Here is a 22,742-nt window from a genome sequence, read left to right as displayed (position 1 = left end):
AACAATGAACCGACCAGATACGGCCACACCCGATCTTGATCGCTTGCTGTCTCCTCGCTCGATCGCCATGGTGGGAGCGTCCAACAACTTGAACAGCATTGGGGGGCTGGTCTTTGCCAATCTCAAGCGAAGCTTTACCGGCGCGCTCTATCCGATTCACCCCAAGGACACCGAGGTCCAGGGCGCCCGCGCCTACGCCAGCCTTCACGATATGCCGCAGACAGTCGATCTGGTGGTCATCGCCGTGGCCAGTCATGCCGTTGAAGGTGTGATGGAGCAGGCCGCCAGCATAGGCGTCGGCGGCGTGGTCCTGCTCTCTTCCGGCTTCGCCGAAGCCGGTGCCGAGGGCATCGCCTTGCAGCAACGGGTTACCGACATGGCCAAGGCGGCGGGTATCCGAGTGATCGGCCCCAACTGCATCGGCTACTTGAACATCAGCGGCGGTGTAATGGCGAACTTTGCCCTGACACCCGATGAACCCCTGCCACCCGGGGGCGGCGTGGCCCTGGTGTCACAAAGCGGCGGTTTCGGTTCCTACCTGACGACCAAGGGTTTATTGACCGGTCTGCGTCTGGGCTGGTTCGTCAGCACGGGCAATGAACTGGATGTGAATATTGCCGGGGTGCTGCGCTATCTGGTCGAGCGCCCAGAAGTTCGCGTCCTGCTGGCGTTCAGCGAAACACTGCGCGATCCACACATATTCATCGAGGCGGCCCGTCGCGCTCATGCCCTCGACAAACCCCTGGTGATTCTCAAAGCGGGCCGTTCGGAAGCCGCCGCCAAGGCGGCAATGAGTCATACCGCTTCAGTGGTCGGTGCCGTCGATGTATTCGATGCGGTCTGCCAGCAGTACGGCGTAATCGTCGCCAATAGCATGGAGGAGATGCTCGACCTCGGAATGATTTTCCAGGATGGCCGCCGCGCCAGGGGTAACCGTCTGGCAATCGTGACGGCGTCCGGTGGTGCCGGAGTCCTATTGGCCGACGAAGCCGGGATGAGCGGGCTGGACGTTCCGACCTTTCCGGATAACGAGCAGACCGACATGCTCAACGTCCTGCACACACCGTTCTTTGGCAGCGTGGCGAACCCCATTGACACCACTGCCGCCGTACGCCCGGAGGCCATTGGATTGTTGCAGAACCTGATCGCCCAGAGCCCTTCGGTCGACATGATCACCACCGTCACCTGGGCACGCGCCATCAGCGCCGCAGAAGACCTCGCCGCGTTCTATCAGCGCATCGACAAGCCGTTAGCTGTGCTTTCCACCGATCTGGTCGAGCCGTTGAAGCAGGCCGGTGTCCCCACCTATACCGATCCACAACGCGTCGCCAGATCTCTCGCGGCGCTGTATCGCCACTCTACGCGCAAGCCGCTGAGCGAGCCGGATAGCAGTCTCATTGACCCGGCTCGGGCACAGCGTGCTCGCCGGCACCTGCAACTGCCTGCCGATGAACGGGTCCTGATGGAAGCACAAGGCAAACGTCTATTTGCGGAGTACGGCATTCCGTTGACCCGAGAAGAATGGGTTCACAGCGAGGACGATGCAGTGGCCGCAGCACGGCAAGTCGGCGGTAAAGTGGTGCTCAAGGTCATGTCTTATCAGTTGCCTCACAAGTCCGATGTGGGCGCCATTCGCCTCGGCTTGCAGGGTGATGCGGCCGTACGCGAGGGTTACCGCGAGATGCTAGCGGAGGTCCGGCTGCGCGCGCCGCACGCCACGCTGGACGGCGTGTTGGTCCAGCAAATGGTACCTGCGCGCATGGAACTGACGTGTGGCCTGCAGCGCGATCCGATATTTGGCCCGATGGTCGCTATCGGTCTGGGCGGCGTGCTGGTGGAGCAATTGGCGGAAACCGCCCTGCTGCGCCCTCCTTTCAACCGGGAAACCGCCCGCTCGGCGCTCGCTCAACTGCTGGACGGGCGTTTGATCCAGGGCCGTCGCGGTCTGTCGGATCAGGAACAGGATCAGGTCGCCGCCATCATGATGGGCATTGGCAACCTGGCCCTGGAGTTGGAGGAAGTCGTGGAAATCGACGTCAACCCGATCAGGGTCGATGCCGGTCTTGCGTTCGCTGCCGACGCCCTGGTGGTTCTTGCCGACACCTCGGCAACCGGTCACTAAGGAAGTGCATGCAATGGCAGACCAATCTCTTATCGGCTATCAGTTCCCGTCTTTTCGATTCAAGGTCGAAGAAGGCAAGCTCGTCGAATTCGCCAAGGCCGTGCACTGCACGCAACCCTGCTACTTCGACCGCCATGCGGCAAGGCAACAGGGCTTCGCCGCCCTACCTGCGGCGCCCACATTCAGTTCGGTGATTGCGCACTGGCAACCCGAAACAGAAGGCAATCCGCTCAATCTCAACCTCGCACGCGTGTTGGCAGGCGGGAACGAATGGGAATACCTGCGTCCTTTGCTGGAGGGCGAAACGTTCACTGTTCGCACAGTCATTTCAGATGTCAGCCAGAAACAAGGCAAGAAGGGTTTGATGACGTTGATTGTGAAGGAGATGAGCTTTTTCGATGAGCACGAGCAGCTGGCATTGATAGCCCGCAGCACCATCATTGAAATGCCCCCTCTTCCGGTAGCGAGCGATTACGAGGTCTTGCCCACATGAATAGCATCGCCAATCGTGTTTCTCAGCGTTTTCAAAAAGGTAACGAGGCCCCCGAACGAATTGTCGGGCCGATCACCCGCACCGACATCGTCCGCTACGCCGGTGCCGGAGGGGACTTTAATCCCATCCACCATGACGAAACGTTTGCGCAAAAAGCTGGCTATCGCAGCGTGTTTGCCCACGGCTTGCTCACGGCCGGCATTCTCTCTGCTTACGCAACGTCGTGGCTTGGCCTGAGTGCCTTGCGCAAATACTCAGTGCGCTACGTCTCCCAGGTATGGCCCGGGGATACGCTGATCCTCAGCGGATCTGTCATCGCGGTTGAGCCCATAACCGCAGGAGGTATGCAGGTGAGCTGCCAATTGCTGGTACGGCGCGAGTCGGCTAACGGACAACGTCAGGATGTTCTGGTGGCCAATGCCATGGCGACCTATCACGACACCTGGGAGATCACTCATGACTGATATTCACGAGCGCGCGCCCTATCAACGCTACCTGGAAGGTTTGGCCCGCGACGCGCTGGTTTACCAGCACTGCAGTGGCTGCCAGCGCGCAGTGTTCTACCTGCGGCCCTGCTGCCCGGCCTGTGGCTCGGTGCAGTTGGTGCTGCGTGACAGCCAGCGGCTGGGCACGCTCTATTCGTCCAGCGTCATCTATGACAAAGAGCAGAACTACAACCTCGTGCTGGTCGACCTGGACGAGGGGTTTCGTATGATGAGCACCGTCGTCAATTGCGAGGCGCCTTCCATCGGGGCGCGCGTCAAGGCACGGGTCGAGAAACTGGCGGGGCAAGAGCCTCGTGTAGTGTTCGAACTGATCGAAGGAGTCGTCGCATGAGTGCCCATCATTTGCGCGGTGCTGCCGCTGTCGTTGGCATCGCCGAGTCCGATCTGGGCGATGTCGGGCCAGAACGCTATTCGATCGAGCTCGCCGCCCAGGCCGCCGTCCGCGCCCTGTCTGACGCGGGCCTGGGCATGCAGGATGTCGACGGTCTTTTCGGCTGCGTGACCGGACGCTTCATGCCCAACCTTGATCTGGGCGAGTACCTGGGTATTCGTCCCCGCTACAGCGATAGCGGCAATATTGGCGGTAGTTCGTTCGTGTCGTATCTGCTGCACGCAGCGGTCGCACTTCAAGCGGGTCTGTGTGATACCGCCCTGATTGTTTACGGCAGCACACCGCGTGCGGATGGTCATCGCAAACTCTCACCCGGTGGCCTGATAGAAAGGCCCAATTACGAAGCGCCATACAGGCCTCGCCATCCGGTCTCCGGATACGCGCTGGCCACCGTACGCCACATGCACCAATACGGCACAACACGCGAACAGTTGGCGCAGGTGGCCGTGGCCGCACGGACCTGGGCACTGTTGAACCCGGTCGCCTTCTGTCACGACAAGGGCGAGCTGAGCATCGACGATGTGCTGAACAGCAAGCAGGTCTGCAGCCCCTTGAGTGTGCGCGATTGCTGTCTGGTCACCGACGGCGGCGGTGCCATGGTGATGACCCGTGCCGACCGCGCTCGGGATCTCGCCAGGCCGCCGGTGTACGTGCTGGGCGCCGGTGAGGCCCATTCGCACCGAGCCATCTCGCAGATGCCGGACCTGACCACGACGATCGCCACCGAGTCCTCGGCCCGCGCTTATGCGATGGCCGGCGTCAAGCCGGGCGACATTGATGTCGTGCAGCTCTACGACGCGTTCACCATCAATACCATCATGTTCCTGGAGGACCTGGGGTTCTGTGCCAAGGGCGAAGGCGGTGCCTTCGTCAGCGATGGCCGCATCGCCCCGGGCGGAGCTCTGGCGGTCAACACCAACGGTGGCGGCCTGTCTTATTGCCACCCTGGCATGTATGGGATTTTCGCGATCATCGAAGCGGTGCGCCAACTGCGCGGTGAGGCGGGACTCAGGCAACAGAGCAACGTTGAACTCGCCCTGGCCCACGGCAATGGCGGTCAATTTTCCAGCCAGGTCACCGCCATTCTCGGCACGCAGGCCACGCTATGAGTGTCGTACTGCGAGAGCGACAGGGCTCGACGCTGGTGATCACGCTCAATCGTCCGGACTCGCTGAATGCTTTCAACAGCGAGCTGCACCGTGAGCTCTCTGACTCCTGGCACGAAGCAAGCCACGCGGACATACGCGCGGTAGTGCTCACCGGCAATGGTCGGGGCTTCTGCGCCGGGGCTGACCTCAATACCGTGCACAACCCCGAAGAGGCGGGCCACAACACGCTACGCCATACCTTCAACGCCCACACGCTGGCCATGGCGTCGCTGGACAAGCCGGTGATTGCCGCCGTCAACGGTGCCGCCGCCGGGGCGGGTCTGTCGCTGGCCTGTGCCGCCGATATTCGTATTGCCTCGACCCACGCCAAATTCGTGCCGGCCTTCGTCGACATCGGGCTGGTGCCCGATGCCGGCGGCAGTTGGTACATCACTCGGCTGCTGGGCTACGCCAGAGCGTTCGCCTGGCTGAGCAGCAACCGTCGCCTTGGCGTGGAGGAAGCGCACGCCTGGGGGCTGGTCAGTGAAATTCTGGAACCGCAACAGTTACTCGATCGCGCCCTACAGATAGCCGCAGAGCTGGCGGCCAAGCCCGGACTCGCCGTCGGCCTGACCAAGCGGCTGTTGAATCACGCCACACGGCACAGCCTGGCCGAGCAACTGGAGGCCGAGGTGACGATGCAAAACCTGGCCCTGCTCAGCCCTGAGCGCGCCCAAGCCCGCACCGCGATGCAAGAAAAACTCAACCGACGCTGAACCTCGAACCGAATAAGACCAAGGAGTTTCTCATGCCCGATTACGGACGCTTTCGCAGCATACTCGCCGAACAACAGGAGTGTGTGCTGACCCTGACCCTCAACCGCCCGGATCGCCTGAATGCGATAGGCGATGACATGCACGAAGGGCTGGAAGCCATTCTGGCGGATCTGCGCCGCGACACCCAAGTGCGGGCCGTGGTGCTCAGGGGCGCCGGGCGCGCCTTCTGCGTCGGAGGGGATGTCAAAGCCTTTGCCGACTCGTCACAGGTCGAACGCACGCCCTATGAAGACCTCGCTCTGGTCACCGAGAGCGCCGCCCGTCTCATCGAGCTCTTTGTGGCAGTGCCACAGCCGATGGTGGCAGCCGTCCAGGGCTATGCGATGGGGCTCGGTGCAACCCTGGCGCTGATGTGCGATGTGGTGATCATGGCCGAGGACGCTCAGATCGCCGACACCCACGTTCCCATAGGTCTGGTGGCCGGTGATGGTGGCGCACTCGCCTGGCCGTTGGCGATGCCTTTGGGCGCCGCCAAGTACTACCTGATGACCGGCGAACGCCTCAATGGGGTCGAGGCTGCTCGTCTGGGACTGGCCCTGCGTGCGGTGCCGGCGGATGAACTACAAGCTCAGGCCTTCACCATTGCCCAACGCATGGCCGCCCTGCCCCCGCTTGCCTTGCAGGGCACCAAACGTACGCTGAACAAAATCCTCACCCATCGCAGCCAATTGGTGATGGAGACGGGGCTGCACCTGGAGGCGGCAACGTTCCTCAGCAACGACCACAAGGAAGCGGCCAGCGCATTCGTGGAAAAGCGATCTCCTACCTTCCATGGCCGCTGATATGCGCTCAAGTCCTTCCAGCATGGGCTGGTTGAGTGGCATTTCCCTAGAGGTGCGCTGCCTGTGTGTCATCAGCTTCATCTCCGCCGTTGGCTTTGGTATCCAGTCCCCCGCGATACCGGTCTTTGGTCAGTCATTGGGCGTGGGGAGCACGATGATTGGCATGATCATCGCGTCCTTTCCCTTCGCCCGGCTTCTGATGGCTTGGCCGGGAGGACGGCTGGTGAACCGACTGGGCGAATATCGCCTGCTCTGCGGGGGGTTGGCGCTGCTGGCACTCAGCAGTATTGGCGCTGGGATGGCCACCTCAGCCAGTGAGCTGCTGGTGTTTCGCGGGCTGTGCGGTGTCGGCTCGATCTTCTACAGCATCTCGGCCATGAACCTGATGCTGCGCACCACTCAGGCCAGTCACCGAGGGCGGGCCTCGGGCCTGTTCATGGGGGCCTATTACGTGGGAACCGTCACAGGCCCGGCGATTGGCAGCCTGTTCGTGGGCATGTCGGTACGCTTGCCGTTTTTCATCTACGGCGCGGGCGCCGGTGCCGCGTGTGTCGTTGCAATGCTGCTGCTTCGACACCTGCGTCACCAACGGTCAGCACAATTGACCACCGGCAAGTCGCCGGTGAGTGTTGCCCAGGCGCTGCGTTTGCCCTCCTACCGCGCTGCCCTCGCCAGCAACTTCGCGATTGGCTTTGCCGTCTATGGCGTCAGGGTTTCGATTCTGCCGCTGTTTCTGCTGGTGATCTTGCAACAGCCCGCCAAGTGGATTGGCATCGGCCTGACGGTCGGTGCGCTGGCACAGACGCTGCTTTTGCCCAAGTCCGGGCAACTGGTCGATACCTGGGGCAGGAAAGCGACCCTGATGTTGGGCCTGGCGCTGGTGCTGTGCAGCTTTCTGACCATTGTGATCGGCGAGTCGTTGTCGACTTATCTCGCCGGGATGGCTTTCATGGGTCTCGGCACCGCCTTCTGTGCAACATCCGCCGCGGCGACTGCGGGTGATGTCGCCGATGGCCGTGGCGGCACCGTGATCGCCAGCTATCAAATGTCAGCCGACCTGGGCATGGTCATTGGGCCCATCCTGATTGGCTTGATCGCTGAACGCGGTTCTTATGCTCTGGCACTCGGCTGCACGGCTGGGTTACTGGCCCTTGCGGGCTTGATGTCTTTCTTCATGCCTCACACCAACCACACGGAGAACAAAAAATGAGTGACTGGGCTGAGTCAAGGATTCTCAACCTCGCGGGTAAACGCGCACTGGTCACCGGGGCGGCCAGTGGCATTGGTTACGAAGCTGCGCGTGCCCTGGCATTGGCGGGCGCCCAGGTGCTGATCGTCGACCGGGATCAGGCGGGCGGCACGGCCGCAGTCCAGCGTATTCGAGACCTGCGCGCAGACGCCAACGTGGAGTTCGCCTCCCTGGACCTTGGCAACCTGCAAGCCATCGAGCAGTTCAGCGATCTGTTGCTTGCACAGGACTTGCCCCTGGACATCCTGCTCAACAATGCCGGCATCCAACCGCTGAGCACACGGCGCACCACGGCGGACGGTCATGAGTTGACCTTTGGCATCGGCCACCTCGGCCACTTTGCCCTGACTGCTCGCCTGTTACCGCTGCTGCTGGCCGCCTCTGCGCCCCGCGTCGTCACCACCTCCAGCCTGATGCACAAACAAGGTTGGTTCGATCGCGACGACCTGCACCTTGAATCGAATTACGAAGCCCAGCGCGCCTATAACCAGACCAAACTGGCCAACCTGATATTCGCCCGAGAGTTACAGCGTCGTGCCGATCAGGCAGGCGTCGCGCTGACCAGCGTGGCCGTTCACCCGGGGGTGGCCCGTACCAACATCGGCGCCAACCGTAACCGACAGGGCACGCTGCACTGGAAGGACCATCTGGTGAGTCTGACGCTGTCGGTCGTCATGCCGTTGTTCGGCCAGGACGCCGCGCAGGGCGCCCTACCCTTGTTGTATGGTGCCACTGCCCACCCCATTGAACCGGGCGGGTTCTATGGTCCGCGCGGTTTTGGCGAAATGAAAGGTCCGCCCGGCCCGGCCCATGTTGCAGCCAGTGCTTTGGCTCCCGAGATGAGCACATGGCTCTGGGAGACCTCTGCTTGGCTCACGGGGACGGACTTTGCGCACCTCGCCCTGAACATGCAGCAACCTATCCCCTCAGTAGCCGGTTAATAACGGAGTCCTTATGCCTACCGAAGCACAGATGAAGAACGCCCTGCAGTCTTATATCGATGCCTTCAACCGCAACGACTTGAACGCCGTTGTCGCGCTGTACAGCGACGACGCTACTGTGGAAGACCCTTACGGCACGCCCGCCAAGGCCGGAAAAACGCAGATCGAGGCGTTCTACCGCACCGCCATGAATTTCGGTTCCGTGCTGAGCCTTTCAGCCCCCATCCGCGCCTCTCACGGCGATGCAGCCGCCATGGCCTTCCAGGCAGTGATGAAGACACCTCAAGGTGAGGTGCGGGTCAATGTCATCGACGTCATGACCTTTACCGAGGAAGGGCTTATCAAATCGATGCGTGCTTACTTTGGTCCAGGCGACATCGAAACGCCGGCCTCTGTCTGACTCGTTTCTGCACGAGATTTTCAGATGGCACTGAGAGTCGTGGCGAACCGAAACATCAGCACTACTTGTGCAGTTTCAGGCTCAGCGCAATCAGCAACGCCGACGCCATGACCGAGAAGAGCAGGCCCACGCTGAGCGCCTGACCCATGCTGCTCACCCCCAGCGCCAACCCCAGCAGCGCACTGCCCAGTGCTCCGCCATAGGTGCGTGCGGTTGAAATCAGTCCCGTGGCAGCGCCGACATGCTGCACAGGCGCGGCCATCTGCATGAACAACATCTGGTTCTGGTTAATCACACCCAACCCCAGGCCACATAAGCCGAAGCTGGTGAAGATGTAGGCCGATGAGCTTTGCGGGTTCAACAGATAGAGAAGCGCACATCCTGCAAGCAGCAACAACGCGCCCATTGCCATCAACCGTTGCGGTCGACGCTGGCGGCGAAACAGCAGGCCGTTGAGTATGCTGCCCACCGGCATGCCGACCAGCATGGGAATCATCGCCACTCCGGCTTCGACCAGGCTCAAACCAACGACTTCATGCAGCAGCGTCGGGCTGTAGAAAAACAGAATGAACAGCACGGCACCACTGAGCAACGTGGAGACAATGATTTGCCGCGCCGCCCGGTTGCGCAGGATCTCAAGTGCCATGATGGGTTGCGTCACCCGTTGCTGATGCCGCCAGAGGATCATCAGCGCAAGCCCGCACAGCACCCACCAACCGACGAACGATGCGATAGATTGCACATCCGCAAGATGCTCTTGCAAGGCCATGAGTGAAGACACGATAAAGACACATAACAGGCCGCCGCCGAGCGCATCGAACCGCTGAGTCTGCAGATGCACAGGTCGGTTGGCAGGAAGAAAACCCAGGATCATCAGTACCGGTAGACCGACTACCGGGACCACGAACAGCGCCGAGCGCCAGCCAAACGCGTCGCTGAACATCGCGCCCAACAAGGGACCAATACTGCTCGACAAGGCAAACATAACACCGCTGACACTTTGCCACCGGACACGCTGCACAGGATCGGGAAAAACATCGGCAGGCACGGCAAAGGCGGTGGCGGCCATCATGCCGAGCGCGAAGCCATTGAGCACGCGCATCGCCAGCAAGTGCTCCATCGTCAAGGCCATTCCACTGCCGACACCCGCCAGGCAGAGCAAAGCAATCGCCCCTTGCAGCAGGCGCTTGCGACCATACATGTCCCCCAGCCGCGCAGTGATGGGCGTTGCGCAGGCCGAGGCCAGCATCTGCAAGGTGCCCGTCAGCGGAAAGCGCTCAAGGCCATTGAGCTCATGGGCAGCCAGTGGAAGGATGCTGCCACCGATGGTGGTTTCAAGGCCCAGCAAGAACAGTACGGCATACACCCCACACATCGCGCGTGTTCGCTGCGGCGTCGTCAGTTCAATTGGCCTGTGTGCGCTGGATTGGCTGTTCACCCGCTATTCCCCATTCATTTCGTCTGATCTTGAACCCGCGCGCCGCGCCGCGCCTCGTCAATACAGATTAAGGCCAGGGAAAACCGTGGCACGACGCCTGGGTTTGCGAGCACTGAAAATCGGTGCCTTTCTTCCAGGGAAAACTCAAAATGTAATCCAAGCTGATCAGGGCGACTTGGCTCGCTTGCGGCATGATTCGACTGAGTCAGACAAGAGGACAGTCGAATGCCACCTGAAGTTAAATCTGTAGCCCATACCCAATCCATCGCTGAGTTGCATCCCCTCGCCGAGCGCTTGTACCGCGCACTTCGCGAGGGGGTAACGATCGAGCCCCTGACCTTCAGTGACGACCTGAGCATTGAGGGCGCCTACCGCATCTCGCTCCAGATCCTGGAACGGCGCGAGGCCGATGGCGAGATCGTGATCGGTAAAAAGATTGGCGTCACCAGCAAGCCAGTCCAGGACATGCTCGGTGTTCACCAACCCGATTTCGGCTTTCTCACCGATCGGATGCAGTTCGAAGATGGTGCCTGCATCAGCATCAAGCAGGCCAATCTGATCCAGCCCCGTGCTGAAGGCGAGATCGCGTTCATCCTCAAGGATGAACTGCTGGGCCCAGGCATTACCCGGGAAGATGTACTGCGCGCCACAAAGTCCGTGGTGGCGTGTTTCGAGATCGTCGACTCACGCATCAAGGACTGGAAGATCGCGATCCAGGACACCATCGCTGACAACGCTTCCTGCGGTGTCTTCGTCCTGGGCCAACACCGGATCGACCCTACCGATCTCGACCTCGCCAATGTCCGCCTGGATATGAAACGCAATGGTGAACTGCACTCCAGCGGACTGGGCTCTGCTGTGCAGGGCCACCCCGCGGAGGCTGTTGCCTGGCTGGCCAACACGCTGGGAGCGTTCGGCATGCCCCTGCGCGCCGGTGAAATCATCCTCTCCGGATCATTGGTGCCACTGGTGCCCGTGCAGCCCGGTGACCACTTTGAACTGAGCATCAGCGGCATTGGCTGCGCCTCGATTCGCTTCACCGAATAAACCTGCCTTTCAATCACGCGAGATAACTGGCCATGACACGCAAAATCAGATGTGCCTTGATCGGTCCCGGCAACATCGGCACCGACCTGCTTTACAAGCTGCAACGCAGCGACGTACTGGAACCGGTCTGGATGGTGGGCATCGACCCCAACTCCGATGGTTTGAAGCGCGCTCAGGAGATGGGGCTCAAGACCACCGCCGAGGGCGTTGATGGGTTGCTACCCCACATCAAGGCCGACAACATCCAGATTGCCTTCGACGCTACTTCAGCCTACGTCCACGCCGAGAACTCGCGAAAGCTCAATGAACTGGGCGTGTTGATGATTGACCTGACCCCCGCCGCCATCGGTCCTTACTGCGTACCGGCGGTCAATCTGGCCGAACACCTTGGCAAGCAGATCATGAACGTCAACATGGTGACCTGTGGCGGGCAAGCAACCATTCCCATGGTCAACGCGGTGTCGCGCGTGCAGCCGGTGAGCTACGGCGAGATCGTCGCGACAGTCTCTTCACGCTCGGTCGGCCCGGGGACACGCAAGAACATCGATGAGTTCACCCGTACAACTGCTGGTGCTGTGGTCAAGATCGGGGGAGCGAAGGAAGGCAAGGCAATCATCGTGATCAACCCTGCCGAACCACCTCTGATCATGCGCGACACCATCCATTGCCTGACCGAAACCGAGCCTGACCGTGACGCGATCACACGATCGGTGCACGCCATGATCAAGGAAGTGCAGAAGTACGTGCCCGGCTACATCCTGAAAAATGGACCGGTGTTTGATGGCAACCGAGTCTCGATCTTCATGGAGGTGGAAGGCCTCGGCGACTACTTGCCCAAGTACGCCGGCAACCTGGACATTATGACGGCTGCGGCTGCTCGCACTGCCGAAATGTTCGCCCAACACATGCTGAAGTCTTAACCCTTCTTGAAGAGAAAATGCCATGACCGACTTACGCGGCAAGGAAATCAAACTGCATGACATGTCATTGCGCGACGGCATGCACCCCAAACGCCACCAGATCACGCTCAAGGAAATGATCGACGTTGCCACAGGCTTGGATGACGCCGGTGTACAACTGATCGAGGTAACACACGGCGACGGTCTGGGAGGCACTTCTGTCAACTACGGCTTTCCGGCGCACAGCGACGAGGAATACCTTCGGGCTGTGATTCCAAAGATGAGGCAAGCCAAGGTCTCAGCCCTGCTGTTGCCCGGCATCGGAACTGTCGACCATCTGCAGATGGCCTATGAATGCGGTGTCCACACGATCCGAGTCGCGACGCATTGCACCGAAGCCGACGTATCCGAGCAACACATTCAGTACGGCCGTAAGCTGGGTATGGATACCGTCGGTTTTTTGATGATGGCCCATATGCTCGATGCCGAAAGCCTGGTGAAACAGGCCAAGCTGATGGAGAGCTATGGGGCTAACTGTTTGTACGTAACCGACTCCGCCGGTTACATGCTTCCAGAGGATGTTCGCGTTCGTATCGATGCTGTCCGCCAGGCGCTCGATCCGCAAACCGAATTGGGTTTCCATGGCCATCACAATCTGGGCATGGGCATCGCCAACTCGCTTGCGGCGATCGAAGCAGGAGCGAGTCGCATCGATGGTTCTGCCGCAGGCCTCGGCGCCGGTGCCGGCAACACACCTCTGGAAGTTTTCAACGCTGTGTGCGATCGCATGGGCATCATCACCGGGGTCGATGTCTTCAAACTCGCCGATGTCGCCGAGGAGCGGGTATTCCCGATGATGGAGCATATTGTCCGGGTTGACCGTGACTCGCTGATGCTGGGGTACGCCGGCGTTTACTCCTCCTTCCTGCTATTCGCCAAACGTGCTGCTAGCAAATACGGCGTACCGTCCTATGAAATCCTGCTCGAACTGGGTCGGCGCAAGACCGTCGGCGGCCAGGAAGACATGATTGAAGACCTTGCCCTGGATATGGCTCGCGAGCGAGGCCTGATTGTCTGAGCAGTAAAAAACATCATGTAACCCGCGTCATCCTGCCTCCACTTCGGGGGCTTTTTTCTCCTTATATAACGCATCAACGGACTCTACTTTCATACCAACCGTGTACATCTGAATAACCACCTTGATGGCACATAAATGGCAACCGGTGCGTGGTCGTCCATGTGATTCAAAGTGCCCCAAAGAACTACAAAAGTGACAAAGTTAATGCCTTTACAAAGCGAGTTATCGTCCATACAGATCATGCGATTAGCCCTCAGGCATAACACAATTCATTCCACTGAATTTGCTTTATCACCAGAGGAACCGAGACATGATCGACAATGCACAGCGCAATGAACTAAACCAACAACCGAACACCTCACCGCCTCTTGATATCAAGGGGTTTCGCCAGGCTCTAGGAACATTCACCACGGGGGTGACGATAGTCACAGCTCGGGGGAACGATGGATCTCCGGTCGGCGTTACCGCTAACAGCTTCAACTCAGTATCCCTGGACCCGCCGATGGTGTTGTGGAGTCTCGCACGTAAATCGCAAAGCTTGCCAGTCTTTGAAGAGGCCAGTCATTGGGCGGTACATATCCTCGCGCATGACCAGGGGGACCTGTCTTCAAGATTTGCCCGGAGCACCACAGGGGCTGAAAAATTCGACGGCGTCATCTACGAGGATGGCTACGGTGCTGCACCGCTGCTCTCGGGCTGCACGACACGACTGGAGTGCCGTACCGCCAATATCTTCGATGGGGGTGACCACATTATTTTGGTGGGTGAGGTCGTAAAGTTCGAACAGAGTGGTACGCCCCCTCTCGTGTTTCAAAGCGGTAACTATGCCATCGCCACCAGCACGGCTCAGACAGTCCTGCCACCTCCTGGAGAAGATCCGCGTAATGTGAGCGAGACGAGTCCGCTGGGGTATCTGTTGGCCAGCGCTTACCTACATTTCTATGCCAAGGTACGTGAGCAGGCTCGGGCGCTGGAGCTGAACGATATCGAACACCTCATCCTAAGTGCACTGGGCGCCCGTGAAGGTCGTACTTACCGTGAACTGAGTACGCTAGCAACCTACTCCGGTCGCTCCGTAGGCCCTGAATCCATTGATGATCTGGCAGCAAGGGCGTTGATCAGAATTGAAGAAGATCTGGAAGAGTCCGGCCCGTTGCTCAATAGAGATCACACACGTATTTATCTGACTGCAGAAGGCCGAACCATGGTCGAGCAGATGGAGAAGGAAAGCGTTGTAGTGGAAGAGGAGATGATGCGGCAACTGGGAGTGCCCGAAACGATCGCATTACGCACATTGTTGAGCCGCTTCGTCCGAATACACAGCCCACTGATTCCATACCGATGGTTCTAGCAATAATGGACAGCCACTAACTAATCGTGAGTATCTACTCGACACCTTATGCAGTATTGGAACAGAAAAAGACATCTGCTAACAGGCGTCAGTCGTCCGATTTCGCGGTCCGAGCTAGCAAAATATACACGCATGGTGCTGATAGAACGATCAGATTCCACCGCAGGTCGCGAGTCCAGAGTCGCATCAACTTCAACTTTGCGTCGCGGTAGGGACGGCAGTTACCTGCCGCCCCCACACAGATTCGTACACGTGGAACTACCGCATAAAATGTGCTCAGCCACATTTTATGCGGGGAAACTCGCATGCCCGGTTCTTAGGGGGGTGGACGCGGGGCTACCCGACAATCAGATCCGGCCGCGGGTTCTTGGGCGCTCGAACTGGATGTTCACGGGGGTCGTTACGCCGCGGCAAACGTGCGGCGGAGATCATGAGTTTGTCCAATCGGCGTAGCTCAACGGGCATGATCCGTATGCTTACTTGAGGATGTTCTCACACCCCTGCCGACGTAACGGGACCGTTTCACATGATCAGGTACCAGTTTGGCTATACGAAGGTGCGCGTTCATGTCTTATCGAAAACCATCACTTAACAGACTACCTTCTTCGCTTCGTCGAATCTATAGATGGTGCGAAAACGGTTGATGCGTATGTGCGAGAGGCAGCTGTATGCGAGCTAAGCGCCCTTAACAGGCCGTTGAAAAAGACCGGACCGAATTGGGCTCTGGCAAACTACCCGCCATGTTCCTCAATGTCAGCGGAAGACCGAGCCGATGCGTGGACCCGATCTCAAGCAAAACGACCTGTTCAGCTACACGACGCTGGAACAGCGGATCCCCAAGGATCACCCGCTACGCCCGCTGCGCGAGTTGGTTGATACGATCCTGGTATCGATGGATTCTGATTTCGAGGTTTTGTATTCCTCGCTGGGACGCGCCTCGATTCCACCAGAGCGGCTGCTGCGAGCTTCGTTGCTGCAGGTGATTTACACCGTGCGCTCCGAGCGGCAACTGGTCGAGCAACTCGATTTCAATCTGCTTTTTCGCTGGTTCGTCGGCCTGTCGATGGACGAGCGAGTGTGGGATCACTCGACCTTCAGTCAGAACCGCGATCGCCTGTTTAACCAGGACATTGCGCGTCTGTTCTTTCAGCGTATCAAGTCGTTGGCCCAGTGGTCGCAGTACGCCAGCGATGAGCATTTCAGTGTGGACGGCACGCTGATCGATGCCTGGGCTTCGCATAAATCCTTCGTCAAAAAGGACGGCGGCGAGAAGCCGGACGATGAGCCACCAGAGAGTGGTCCACGTAACAACTACCTGGACTTCAAAGGTGAAAAGCGCGGCAACGCGACTCATCACTCGACCACTGATCCCCAGGCTCGGCTGGCTCGCAAGAGCCCGGCTGATGGCAGTCGCCTGGCCCATATGGCCCACACCCTGATGGAAAACCGCAATGGGTTGATCGTGGATGTGGAATGCACCGAGTTCAATGGACATGCCGAAGTGGGTGCCGCCTTGAAAATGCTTGAACGCACGGCCAAACCTGGCAGCACAGTGGGTGCGGACAAAAGCTACGACCAGAAATTTTTTGTCCAGATGGCACGTGATTTGAAGGTGACGCCGCATGTCTCGAGGAAGGCCATCAAGAGCGCAATCGATGGACGCACGACCCGTCATCCGGGCTATGGCGTCAGCATGAAAATACGAAAAAGAATCGAGGAAGGATTTAGTTGGTTAAAGACCGTGGGCGGTCTGCGCAAGACCAAACTGATCGGCCGTGAAAAGCTCAGCGCCCAGTTGCTGCTGGGCTTTTCGGTGTACAACTTGATCCGTTTGGGGAGCTTGTCAGGCTGGTGGCGTGGGTCGCATGTTTAGGCGAGGTGCGCCTAGAAATCGCCCAAAGGCGAATATTTGCGCTGGAACTGGAAAAACACCTGCTGATTGAGGCGGGATAAAGGGCAGCGCCAAGTCTGAGCGGCTGAAAAATCTCAAACTTGGCGGGTTGGGGGGGAGATAGGGCTGAATTTTTCAACGGCCTGTTAATGAAAGAGCCATAAATTAAAGGCAAGAAGGAACTGATTTTCGACCAGCTTATGATTTTTAGTATCAAATAGCGAGGGCCTAAAACTCGGGCACTACAGACCTCATCTGGCACTTTTCGTGGCAAAAACTATCAAAATTCGTCATAACACATCAATGAAATACTCAAGAAAGCCATTTAATATGACACCGGAGTGAGCATTTAAATCAGCTGAATAGGGTTCGATATGAATAACAAAAAACTGAAAAAACTGGCAGCCCTGGCTTCATTTTTTCAAGTATTTTACGGTGCTGCCAGCGCGGACCAAAACTCCAATGAAATCTTCATCGAAGCCCCCATAGAAAAAGCTTATAGCTATGTAGCTCAACCGGATCGTTGGCATGAATGGCATCCTGCATCCATCAGCGCTCGTTCTGAAACCCTAAAACCACTTATGAAAGGTGATAAGTTCTCAGAGAAAATCCGCATCTATGGCCAAGAAACGGAGATGAACTATGAGGTAGTGATCGCTTCACCTCCCAACGAACTCAAAACGGTATTTACCTCTCCGCTCATAGATGGAACCATCAATTACAGGCTGAAAAAGACCGGAAACGGCACCCTTTTTCAGAGAACCCTTGAGTACTCACTGGAAAAATACATCATCACTATGAAAGGCGGCATGAACAAGATGTCTGAAACAGCGCTGAAAAACCTGAAAAAAAATCTCGAAGGCGATCTATAAACCGCATTAGAAGGCTAGAGAGAACGCCATGAACAGAATCGTTAAATTCCCATACAGCGTCATTAGTCCCGTGGGCGCTATGGCACTGGCACTGACGTTTGGAGGATGTAGCAGCGCCCCTCAAAAGTCGGCCGATCAAAGCGACGTGAAGACATTTACCGTATCCCTTGCCAATATTCATATTATAGATGCTTATGGTAAACGCCTAATGATTGACTCAGGCAAGCACGGTGACGAACCAACGTTCGTATCGGCTATGAGGGCCGAGGGAATTGATCCGCGCAGCATTGACTATCTGGTTATTACCCATGGACATACGGATCATGCAGGAGGGGCCCGCTATTTCAAGGAACACTTTGGCACCACTCTAATCGCTGGCCGGGACGATCAAAATATGCTGGCTTCCGGGAAGAATGCTTCGCTTTGTCCTACCAACTTGCTTGCAAACTTTCTTAAGCCGTCCATTCAGCAAGAGTCATACCCTCCGGTTTCGGCCGACATATGGGTCAAGGGAGGGTTCGATTTGACTGAGATCGGCATGAAAGGGCAGATTTTGTCGATGCCAAGTCATACCCCTGGCTCCCTCGTGGTGCTCATGAATGATAAGGCTTTTGTCGGAGACGTTATTCGCGGCGAACTGCTCAATAAAACCAAACCAGCCAGACATTTTTTTATGTGCGATTTGAAGAGCAATGATCGAGACATTATGAAAGTTCTCGAAAACAGCGAAATTGAAATCTGGTACACAGGACACATGGGACCTGTGTCTACTCCATCAATTAAAGAAAAATTTGAGTCAATCCCGCAGCCCATTACTGACTCACCGCGCAAGTAGCAAAGTTTCAGCCAACTGATAGGTATTTCGATAAATCTGAACAAAATTCTCCTCACTCCCCCCGAGCTGGCCATGTCGATACATAGTCATCATACCTTGGCAGGAGCTGAGCAGCATCATGGCAGCGCGTTCAATATTGATATCTTGTCTGAACAGACCGACGTTATGGCACTCGCGAACACGATCGAGCAAAATCTGGAATGTCCCTCGACGTAGTTGTGAAAGTTGCCTCAGAATGTCTTCGCTCACCTGCGGCTTGTGACTTAGAAAAAAAATTCCGTAGTGGCTGGGTTGCTCCATGCCGAATGCCAGAAAAGCCTCGGAACACAGCTGTAACCGATGTAAAGGGTTATCGCCCATGAGGGATTTACTCATATATCGGGAGAACGTTTCTACACCCTCCAAAAATATCTCGCCGAGCAGTTCCTCCTTGTTTTTAAAATGCCAATAGATGGCCGCAGGCGTCACCCCAATCGAGGTGGCGAGTTTACGCATCGACAATCCTTTCTCCCCTGTCTCGAGGAACAGCGAACGCGCTTCGTTGAGAATTAACGCTTTCTGATCGTGCTTGGACAATTCTGACCCCAACAGATGATACAACTTCGGGCGATAGAGTAACGCGTGCGACAGCGAATCCCCAACAGTCCTATGGCTCTATGTCCTCATACAGACCTTTTCCAGCGGCCGGGGGTTTTTCCCGTCCAGCGTTGAAATGCTCGGCAAAAACTGGCTGCATCTGCATAACCTATGGATTCTGCGGTGTGCTGAAGGTCCATTTTCGATTCGCTCAACAGTCGTTTAGCAATGCGCATTTTGACTTGGTCGTTGAGCAACCTGAAACTCTGCCCCTCATCGACCAGACGTCGATGTAAAGTTCTCTCGGACACCCCTAAAAGACGAGCGACCTCCTTACCCGTCAACAGTGAAGCCGCATGCTCAATTAGAACCATCTGCACCCGCCGTGTGGTTGGCAGGTTCTCGGGCGTCAGCTCCGCCTGATCAATCAAACGACCACACAGTACTTCCCCCTGAAAGCGCGCTGCATGATTGGCCTGAGGCAGCACACATTTCAGGTCCGCATGGGTAAATAAAACGCCGTTATGGTCACTACTGAAGGTTACCGGGACAGGCAACCCCTGGTAACCCGACAGCCTTCCCCCCGGCCTGTCGTAGCGAACTTGAATGCTCAACGGCACGACCTCTCTCTGCATCAGTTCGCACGTGATGTGTATAACAGCACTAAGGCCACGCTCCACGACAAAGCAACTGGCATCACGGGGTAATACCAAATCATCAAAAATCACCCATAAACCACGCGGGTCAGGCGTGGTCTTGACCGGGCAAATGGTCAAGGCCAGCGATTGAAAGCGATCAAGCGCCACCAATGCACTCAACAGTGTTTCGCTTGCAAGCATCGTGAAGCCAAGTAACCCTAACGAGGTCAGATGGTACTGACGCCCCGCGACGAAGCCGAGTCCGGGCCGTCCGATCCGCTGAGTCAGGTTTCGAATAACGGCAAGCTCCTGCCAGGCTTCGATAGTGCCATCGGATCTGGCCAACTCAGCCACTTCAATTGCACTTCCTAAAAGGCAGTGCTCGATGGGCAGTTCGTTTTCTCTCGCCGTCTCAAGGAGATAGCGTACTCCGGAGTAACTACGCTTCTGTCGCCAATCCATTCGCCAACCCCAAAAGCAGACACTGAGAAATCCCTCAGGTCTCGAGGATCATCGAAACCTGCCCTCACTTGCTTCAAAGAAATCGCTCGCGCAAGGACTGCTTATGAATCTTGCCTGTCGCTCCCAGCGGCATCTCTTCAATCACTTCAAGACGATCCGGCAACCACCAATTAGGGACATAACTCTGCAGGTGCTTGCAAATTGTATCAAGATCAATGGTGCAGCCTTCCTTGAGCGTCAGAATCAGCAGCGGGCGCTCAGTCCATTTGACATCGGGTATGGCGATGACGGCCGCTTGAGCTACGGCTGCATGGCTCTGGGCCGCCAGCTCCAATTCCAGAGAACTGATCCACTCACCGCCAGACTTGATCGCATCTTTCGAACGATCGGTGAGTTTTAGAAACCCGCGCCTGTCCGTGTGAGCAATGTCCCCCGTTGAAAACCAGCCATCGGTGGTACAGACGGTCTCATCCTGTCTGAAATACTGACTGGCAGCCCAATGACCGCGAACCTGAAGATGTCCGACGCTGGTGCCATCCCAGGGCAGCGTTTGCTCGCTATCGTCGACAATACGCCAATCCACGCCCGTATGCCTCGACCTTGCTTGAGTTTCTCCTGCAACAAATCCTCATCACCTTGGCTCCCTGAGTCCGGCAAGGGCTTGTTCACTACGCCGATAGGACTCAACTCGGTCATGCCCCAGGCGTGTACCACGGTGACGCCCACGGTCTCGAAGCGTTGCAGCAGCGACTTATCCAGGGCAGATCCACCGATGAAAACTTCGCGCAGATCATTGAGCCTTAGTTGGCGCTCGTCCAGATGGTTCAGTACGCTCTGCCAAATGGTGGGCACGCCAAATGCAAACGTCACTTTCTCTTTTTCCAACAATGTGCAAAGGCTCGAACCGTCTAAACCATTGCCTGGCATGACCAATCTGGCACCGGTTAGCAACGCTGCGTACGGCCCCCCCCGACATTGACGTGGAACATAGGCACCATGGGGATCACCACGGAACGCGCCGACAATGCCGCGCAATCTGGAAGCGCCGCGACGAGCGCATGCAGAACGCTAGATCGGTGACTGTAGAGCACGCCTTTGGGATTACCTGTAGTGCCCGACGTGTAGCATAACGAACAAGCCATTCGCTCATCCAGCTCCGGCCAAACCAGCCCATCACTCTGGGCATCCAGCAGTTCTTCATAGGACATACAGCCCACGGGCATGGCCCTGGACAGGTCGGTCTCGGTGCCCAAAGTAACCCAGTGCATCAACCCGGCCCTCACGCCTACAAGCTTTTCGACCAAGGGTTCCAAGTCAATATCAAAGAACAACAGCGAGTCTTCAGCATGTTCAATAATGTACGTCAGCTGTTCTGTATGCAGACGCGGGTTGATGGTGTGACAAACGACGCCGCTACCCGCACAGGCATAATAAAGCCCTAGATGGCGATGGGTATTCCAAGCCAGCGTCGCTACCCGATCACCAGGTTTAACACCTAGCGCCCATAGCGCATTGGCCAATTTCCGGGTGCGTCGTGCGAGTTCTCTATACCGCTGATAGACGAGTGTGCCATCGCTCAACCGACTGACAACCTCCTGCTCGGGGTGAAAGCGCTCGGCATGCTCAAGAAAGCTACCGACCAATAGGGGTTTATCCATCATCAAACCAAGCATCTTGGTACTCTCCTTTACCGCTCAACTCTTTGATCAAGGTTCAGCCCAGCACTTCTAGAAACAGCTGTTGGTAGTCTTGCACACCGGGTTTTCTGGGGTTCGTCGTGGTGTTTAGATCGGCCATGGCGTGGTCGGTCAAACCGTCCAGGTGGACATCGCTGACGCCCATTTGCTTGAGATTGATAGGTAGTCCAAGGCTTTGGTTGAGATCGCTGATGAAGTCTGCGAGATCGGTGTTGGGAGCCAGCCCCATGGCCCGCCTAAGTCGCATGTACTTGTCGCCTGCATGGGCATGATTGAAACGTAAAATGGCCGGCAATATCACAGCGTTCAGCGTGCCGTGATGCAGGTTGAGTTCGTGAATACGCCCAACGGCGTGACTCATCGCGTGCACTGCGCCGAGGCCTTTGATAAACGACAACGCCCCTTCGGAAGAAGCCATCATCATGTGCCAGCGAGCATCTGCATCCTGACCGTCACGCACCGCACGCAGTAGGTTCCCCTCACCGATTGCCCGCTCCAGCCCATCAAGACCGACCGCTTCCGCCGGCGGATTGATGATGGGCGAGAGCACGGCCTCGATACAGTGGGTGACGGCATCCATACCCGTGGCTGCGGTCAGCCCAGCCGGAAGCCCAAGCGTCAACTGTGGGTCGCAGATAGCCAGGCGAGGTAAGAGTAAATCACTGACGAAGGTCAGCTTGCGACCGTCCTCACAGATGATGACGCTGGCCACGCTCGCCTCCGAGCCCGTACCCGCCGTGGTGGGGATGGCAATCAGGGGAGCTACATCGCGAATCTTGCCCCTGCCGCCTTGTGTGGCAGCGTATTGGGCCAGAGGGCCGGGCTGACGCGCCAACAAAGCGACCGCCTTGCCCAGGTCCATCGGTGATCCTCCACCGATACAGATAATGCTGTCACAATCAGCAACGCGATAAACCTCCAGCGCCTGCAACACCGCCGACTCGGTTGGGTTCGACGGCACCTCACTGAAAAGCACGAACGGCACGTTATCTGGCAACTGCTCACGCAAAGTTTGCACCGCCAGGTTGGGACCACTGACAATCAAAGGGCGCTGCATCTGCAGTCGTTGCATCCCCTTGGCCAGATGCTTGATAGCGCCATGATCAAAGTGAATCTGGGTAAGGTAATTGAGCGTTGCCATGGGTGACTC

General features: G+C 57.4%; 23 protein-coding genes and 1 pseudogene. 17 read left to right on the top strand and 7 right to left on the bottom strand.

Going from position 1 to position 22,742, the window contains the following annotated elements; all coding sequences use genetic code 11:
• Positions 1-4 precede the first annotated feature (4 nt).
• From PverR02_RS11755 to PverR02_RS11710, 10 genes are read left to right on the top strand one after another with little or no spacing between them, the layout of a single operon-like run.
• Positions 5-2,122 carry an acetate--CoA ligase family protein gene (locus PverR02_RS11755; RefSeq protein ID WP_079443428.1) on the top strand — a complete coding sequence of 706 codons (2,118 nt, stop codon included), beginning with the start codon at positions 5-7 and terminating at the stop codon, positions 2,120-2,122.
• A gap of 13 nt (positions 2,123-2,135) precedes the next feature.
• The gene (locus PverR02_RS11750) at positions 2,136-2,615 is read left to right on the top strand and encodes an FAS1-like dehydratase domain-containing protein (protein ID WP_161493719.1); all 480 of its coding nucleotides are present in this window, start codon (positions 2,136-2,138) and stop codon (positions 2,613-2,615) included.
• Positions 2,612-3,079, top strand: a complete 468-nt coding sequence (locus PverR02_RS11745; protein WP_079443426.1) for a MaoC/PaaZ C-terminal domain-containing protein — start codon at positions 2,612-2,614, stop codon at positions 3,077-3,079. The genes PverR02_RS11750 and PverR02_RS11745 overlap by 4 nt, the downstream gene beginning before the upstream one ends.
• Positions 3,072-3,452 carry a Zn-ribbon domain-containing OB-fold protein gene (locus PverR02_RS11740; RefSeq protein ID WP_227778844.1) on the top strand — a complete coding sequence of 127 codons (381 nt, stop codon included), beginning with the start codon at positions 3,072-3,074 and terminating at the stop codon, positions 3,450-3,452. The genes PverR02_RS11745 and PverR02_RS11740 overlap by 8 nt, the downstream gene beginning before the upstream one ends.
• Complete coding sequence (locus PverR02_RS11735; RefSeq protein WP_079443424.1) at positions 3,449-4,621, top strand: acetyl-CoA acetyltransferase; 1,173 nt, start codon at positions 3,449-3,451, stop codon at positions 4,619-4,621. Before PverR02_RS11740 ends, PverR02_RS11735 begins: the two co-directional genes overlap by 4 nt.
• On the top strand, positions 4,618-5,376 hold the full coding sequence (locus PverR02_RS11730; protein ID WP_079443423.1) for an enoyl-CoA hydratase/isomerase family protein: 759 nt from the start codon (positions 4,618-4,620) through the stop codon (positions 5,374-5,376). The genes PverR02_RS11735 and PverR02_RS11730 overlap by 4 nt, the downstream gene beginning before the upstream one ends.
• Before the next feature lie 32 nt (positions 5,377-5,408).
• Entirely contained in the window at positions 5,409-6,218 is an 810-nt protein-coding gene (locus PverR02_RS11725; protein ID WP_079443422.1) for an enoyl-CoA hydratase/isomerase family protein, read from the top strand.
• Between the two features lie 22 nt (positions 6,219-6,240).
• The gene (locus PverR02_RS11720; RefSeq protein WP_161493718.1) at positions 6,241-7,428 is read left to right on the top strand and encodes an MFS transporter; all 1,188 of its coding nucleotides are present in this window, start codon (positions 6,241-6,243) and stop codon (positions 7,426-7,428) included.
• Positions 7,425-8,408, top strand: coding sequence for an SDR family oxidoreductase (locus tag PverR02_RS11715; protein WP_079443420.1), 984 nt, complete (start codon positions 7,425-7,427; stop codon positions 8,406-8,408). Before PverR02_RS11720 ends, PverR02_RS11715 begins: the two co-directional genes overlap by 4 nt.
• A gap of 13 nt (positions 8,409-8,421) precedes the next feature.
• Positions 8,422-8,808, top strand: coding sequence for a nuclear transport factor 2 family protein (locus tag PverR02_RS11710; RefSeq protein WP_079443419.1), 387 nt, complete (start codon positions 8,422-8,424; stop codon positions 8,806-8,808).
• A 61-nt stretch (positions 8,809-8,869) separates the two neighbouring features.
• On the opposite strand, the gene PverR02_RS11705 is transcribed toward PverR02_RS11710, so the two are convergent.
• Positions 8,870-10,183: an MFS transporter gene (locus PverR02_RS11705; RefSeq protein WP_079443418.1), complete on the bottom strand. Its 1,314-nt coding sequence runs from the start codon at positions 10,181-10,183 to the stop codon at positions 8,870-8,872.
• A 288-nt stretch (positions 10,184-10,471) separates the two neighbouring features.
• Between PverR02_RS11705 and PverR02_RS11700 the strand changes: the two genes are divergently transcribed.
• The 7 genes from PverR02_RS11700 to PverR02_RS11670 all read left to right on the top strand — a co-directional run bounded on the left by PverR02_RS11700 (position 10,472) and on the right by PverR02_RS11670 (position 18,219).
• Positions 10,472-11,293 carry a fumarylacetoacetate hydrolase family protein gene (locus tag PverR02_RS11700; protein ID WP_079443417.1) on the top strand — a complete coding sequence of 274 codons (822 nt, stop codon included), beginning with the start codon at positions 10,472-10,474 and terminating at the stop codon, positions 11,291-11,293.
• A gap of 32 nt (positions 11,294-11,325) precedes the next feature.
• Complete coding sequence (locus PverR02_RS11695; protein ID WP_079443416.1) at positions 11,326-12,213, top strand: acetaldehyde dehydrogenase (acetylating); 888 nt, start codon at positions 11,326-11,328, stop codon at positions 12,211-12,213.
• A 22-nt stretch (positions 12,214-12,235) separates the two neighbouring features.
• Positions 12,236-13,270 carry a 4-hydroxy-2-oxovalerate aldolase gene (gene dmpG / locus PverR02_RS11690; protein WP_079443415.1) on the top strand — a complete coding sequence of 345 codons (1,035 nt, stop codon included), beginning with the start codon at positions 12,236-12,238 and terminating at the stop codon, positions 13,268-13,270.
• Positions 13,271-13,580: 310 nt separating this feature from the next.
• Positions 13,581-14,621 (top strand): flavin reductase family protein, encoded by a 1,041-nt coding sequence (locus tag PverR02_RS11685; protein WP_079443414.1) that lies wholly within the window; start codon positions 13,581-13,583, stop codon positions 14,619-14,621.
• A gap of 772 nt (positions 14,622-15,393) precedes the next feature.
• Entirely contained in the window at positions 15,394-16,494 is a 1,101-nt protein-coding gene (locus PverR02_RS11680) for an IS5 family transposase (protein ID WP_079443413.1), read from the top strand.
• 392 nt (positions 16,495-16,886) lie between these two features.
• Positions 16,887-17,384 (top strand): SRPBCC family protein, encoded by a 498-nt coding sequence (locus PverR02_RS11675; protein WP_079443412.1) that lies wholly within the window; start codon positions 16,887-16,889, stop codon positions 17,382-17,384.
• A 28-nt stretch (positions 17,385-17,412) separates the two neighbouring features.
• Positions 17,413-18,219 carry an MBL fold metallo-hydrolase gene (locus PverR02_RS11670; RefSeq protein ID WP_079443411.1) on the top strand — a complete coding sequence of 269 codons (807 nt, stop codon included), beginning with the start codon at positions 17,413-17,415 and terminating at the stop codon, positions 18,217-18,219.
• On the opposite strand, the gene PverR02_RS32875 is transcribed toward PverR02_RS11670, so the two are convergent.
• The 6 genes and pseudogenes from PverR02_RS32875 to PverR02_RS11650 form a co-directional block, all read right to left on the bottom strand.
• On the bottom strand, positions 18,205-18,795 hold the full coding sequence (locus tag PverR02_RS32875; RefSeq protein ID WP_152031997.1) for a TetR/AcrR family transcriptional regulator: 591 nt from the start codon (positions 18,793-18,795) through the stop codon (positions 18,205-18,207). The genes PverR02_RS11670 and PverR02_RS32875 overlap by 15 nt on opposite strands.
• A gap of 86 nt (positions 18,796-18,881) precedes the next feature.
• Entirely contained in the window at positions 18,882-19,895 is a 1,014-nt protein-coding gene (locus PverR02_RS11660; protein ID WP_079443409.1) for an AraC family transcriptional regulator, read from the bottom strand.
• 73 nt (positions 19,896-19,968) lie between these two features.
• Positions 19,969-20,478 carry an AMP-binding enzyme gene (locus tag PverR02_RS32870; protein ID WP_265332175.1) on the bottom strand — a complete coding sequence of 170 codons (510 nt, stop codon included), beginning with the start codon at positions 20,476-20,478 and terminating at the stop codon, positions 19,969-19,971.
• A gap of 116 nt (positions 20,479-20,594) precedes the next feature.
• A pseudogene (locus PverR02_RS33105) lies at positions 20,595-20,822 on the bottom strand (AMP-binding protein); the annotation flags it as partial.
• A gap of 17 nt (positions 20,823-20,839) precedes the next feature.
• On the bottom strand, positions 20,840-21,568 hold the full coding sequence (locus PverR02_RS32865) for an AMP-binding protein (RefSeq protein ID WP_265332174.1): 729 nt from the start codon (positions 21,566-21,568) through the stop codon (positions 20,840-20,842).
• A 40-nt stretch (positions 21,569-21,608) separates the two neighbouring features.
• Positions 21,609-22,733: an iron-containing alcohol dehydrogenase gene (locus PverR02_RS11650; protein WP_079443408.1), complete on the bottom strand. Its 1,125-nt coding sequence runs from the start codon at positions 22,731-22,733 to the stop codon at positions 21,609-21,611.
• Positions 22,734-22,742 lie beyond the last annotated feature (9 nt).

Source organism: Pseudomonas veronii (genome assembly GCF_002028325.1).
Lineage (GTDB): Bacteria > Pseudomonadota > Gammaproteobacteria > Pseudomonadales > Pseudomonadaceae > Aquipseudomonas > Aquipseudomonas veronii.
This window is presented reverse-complemented; position numbering and strand designations above follow the sequence as displayed.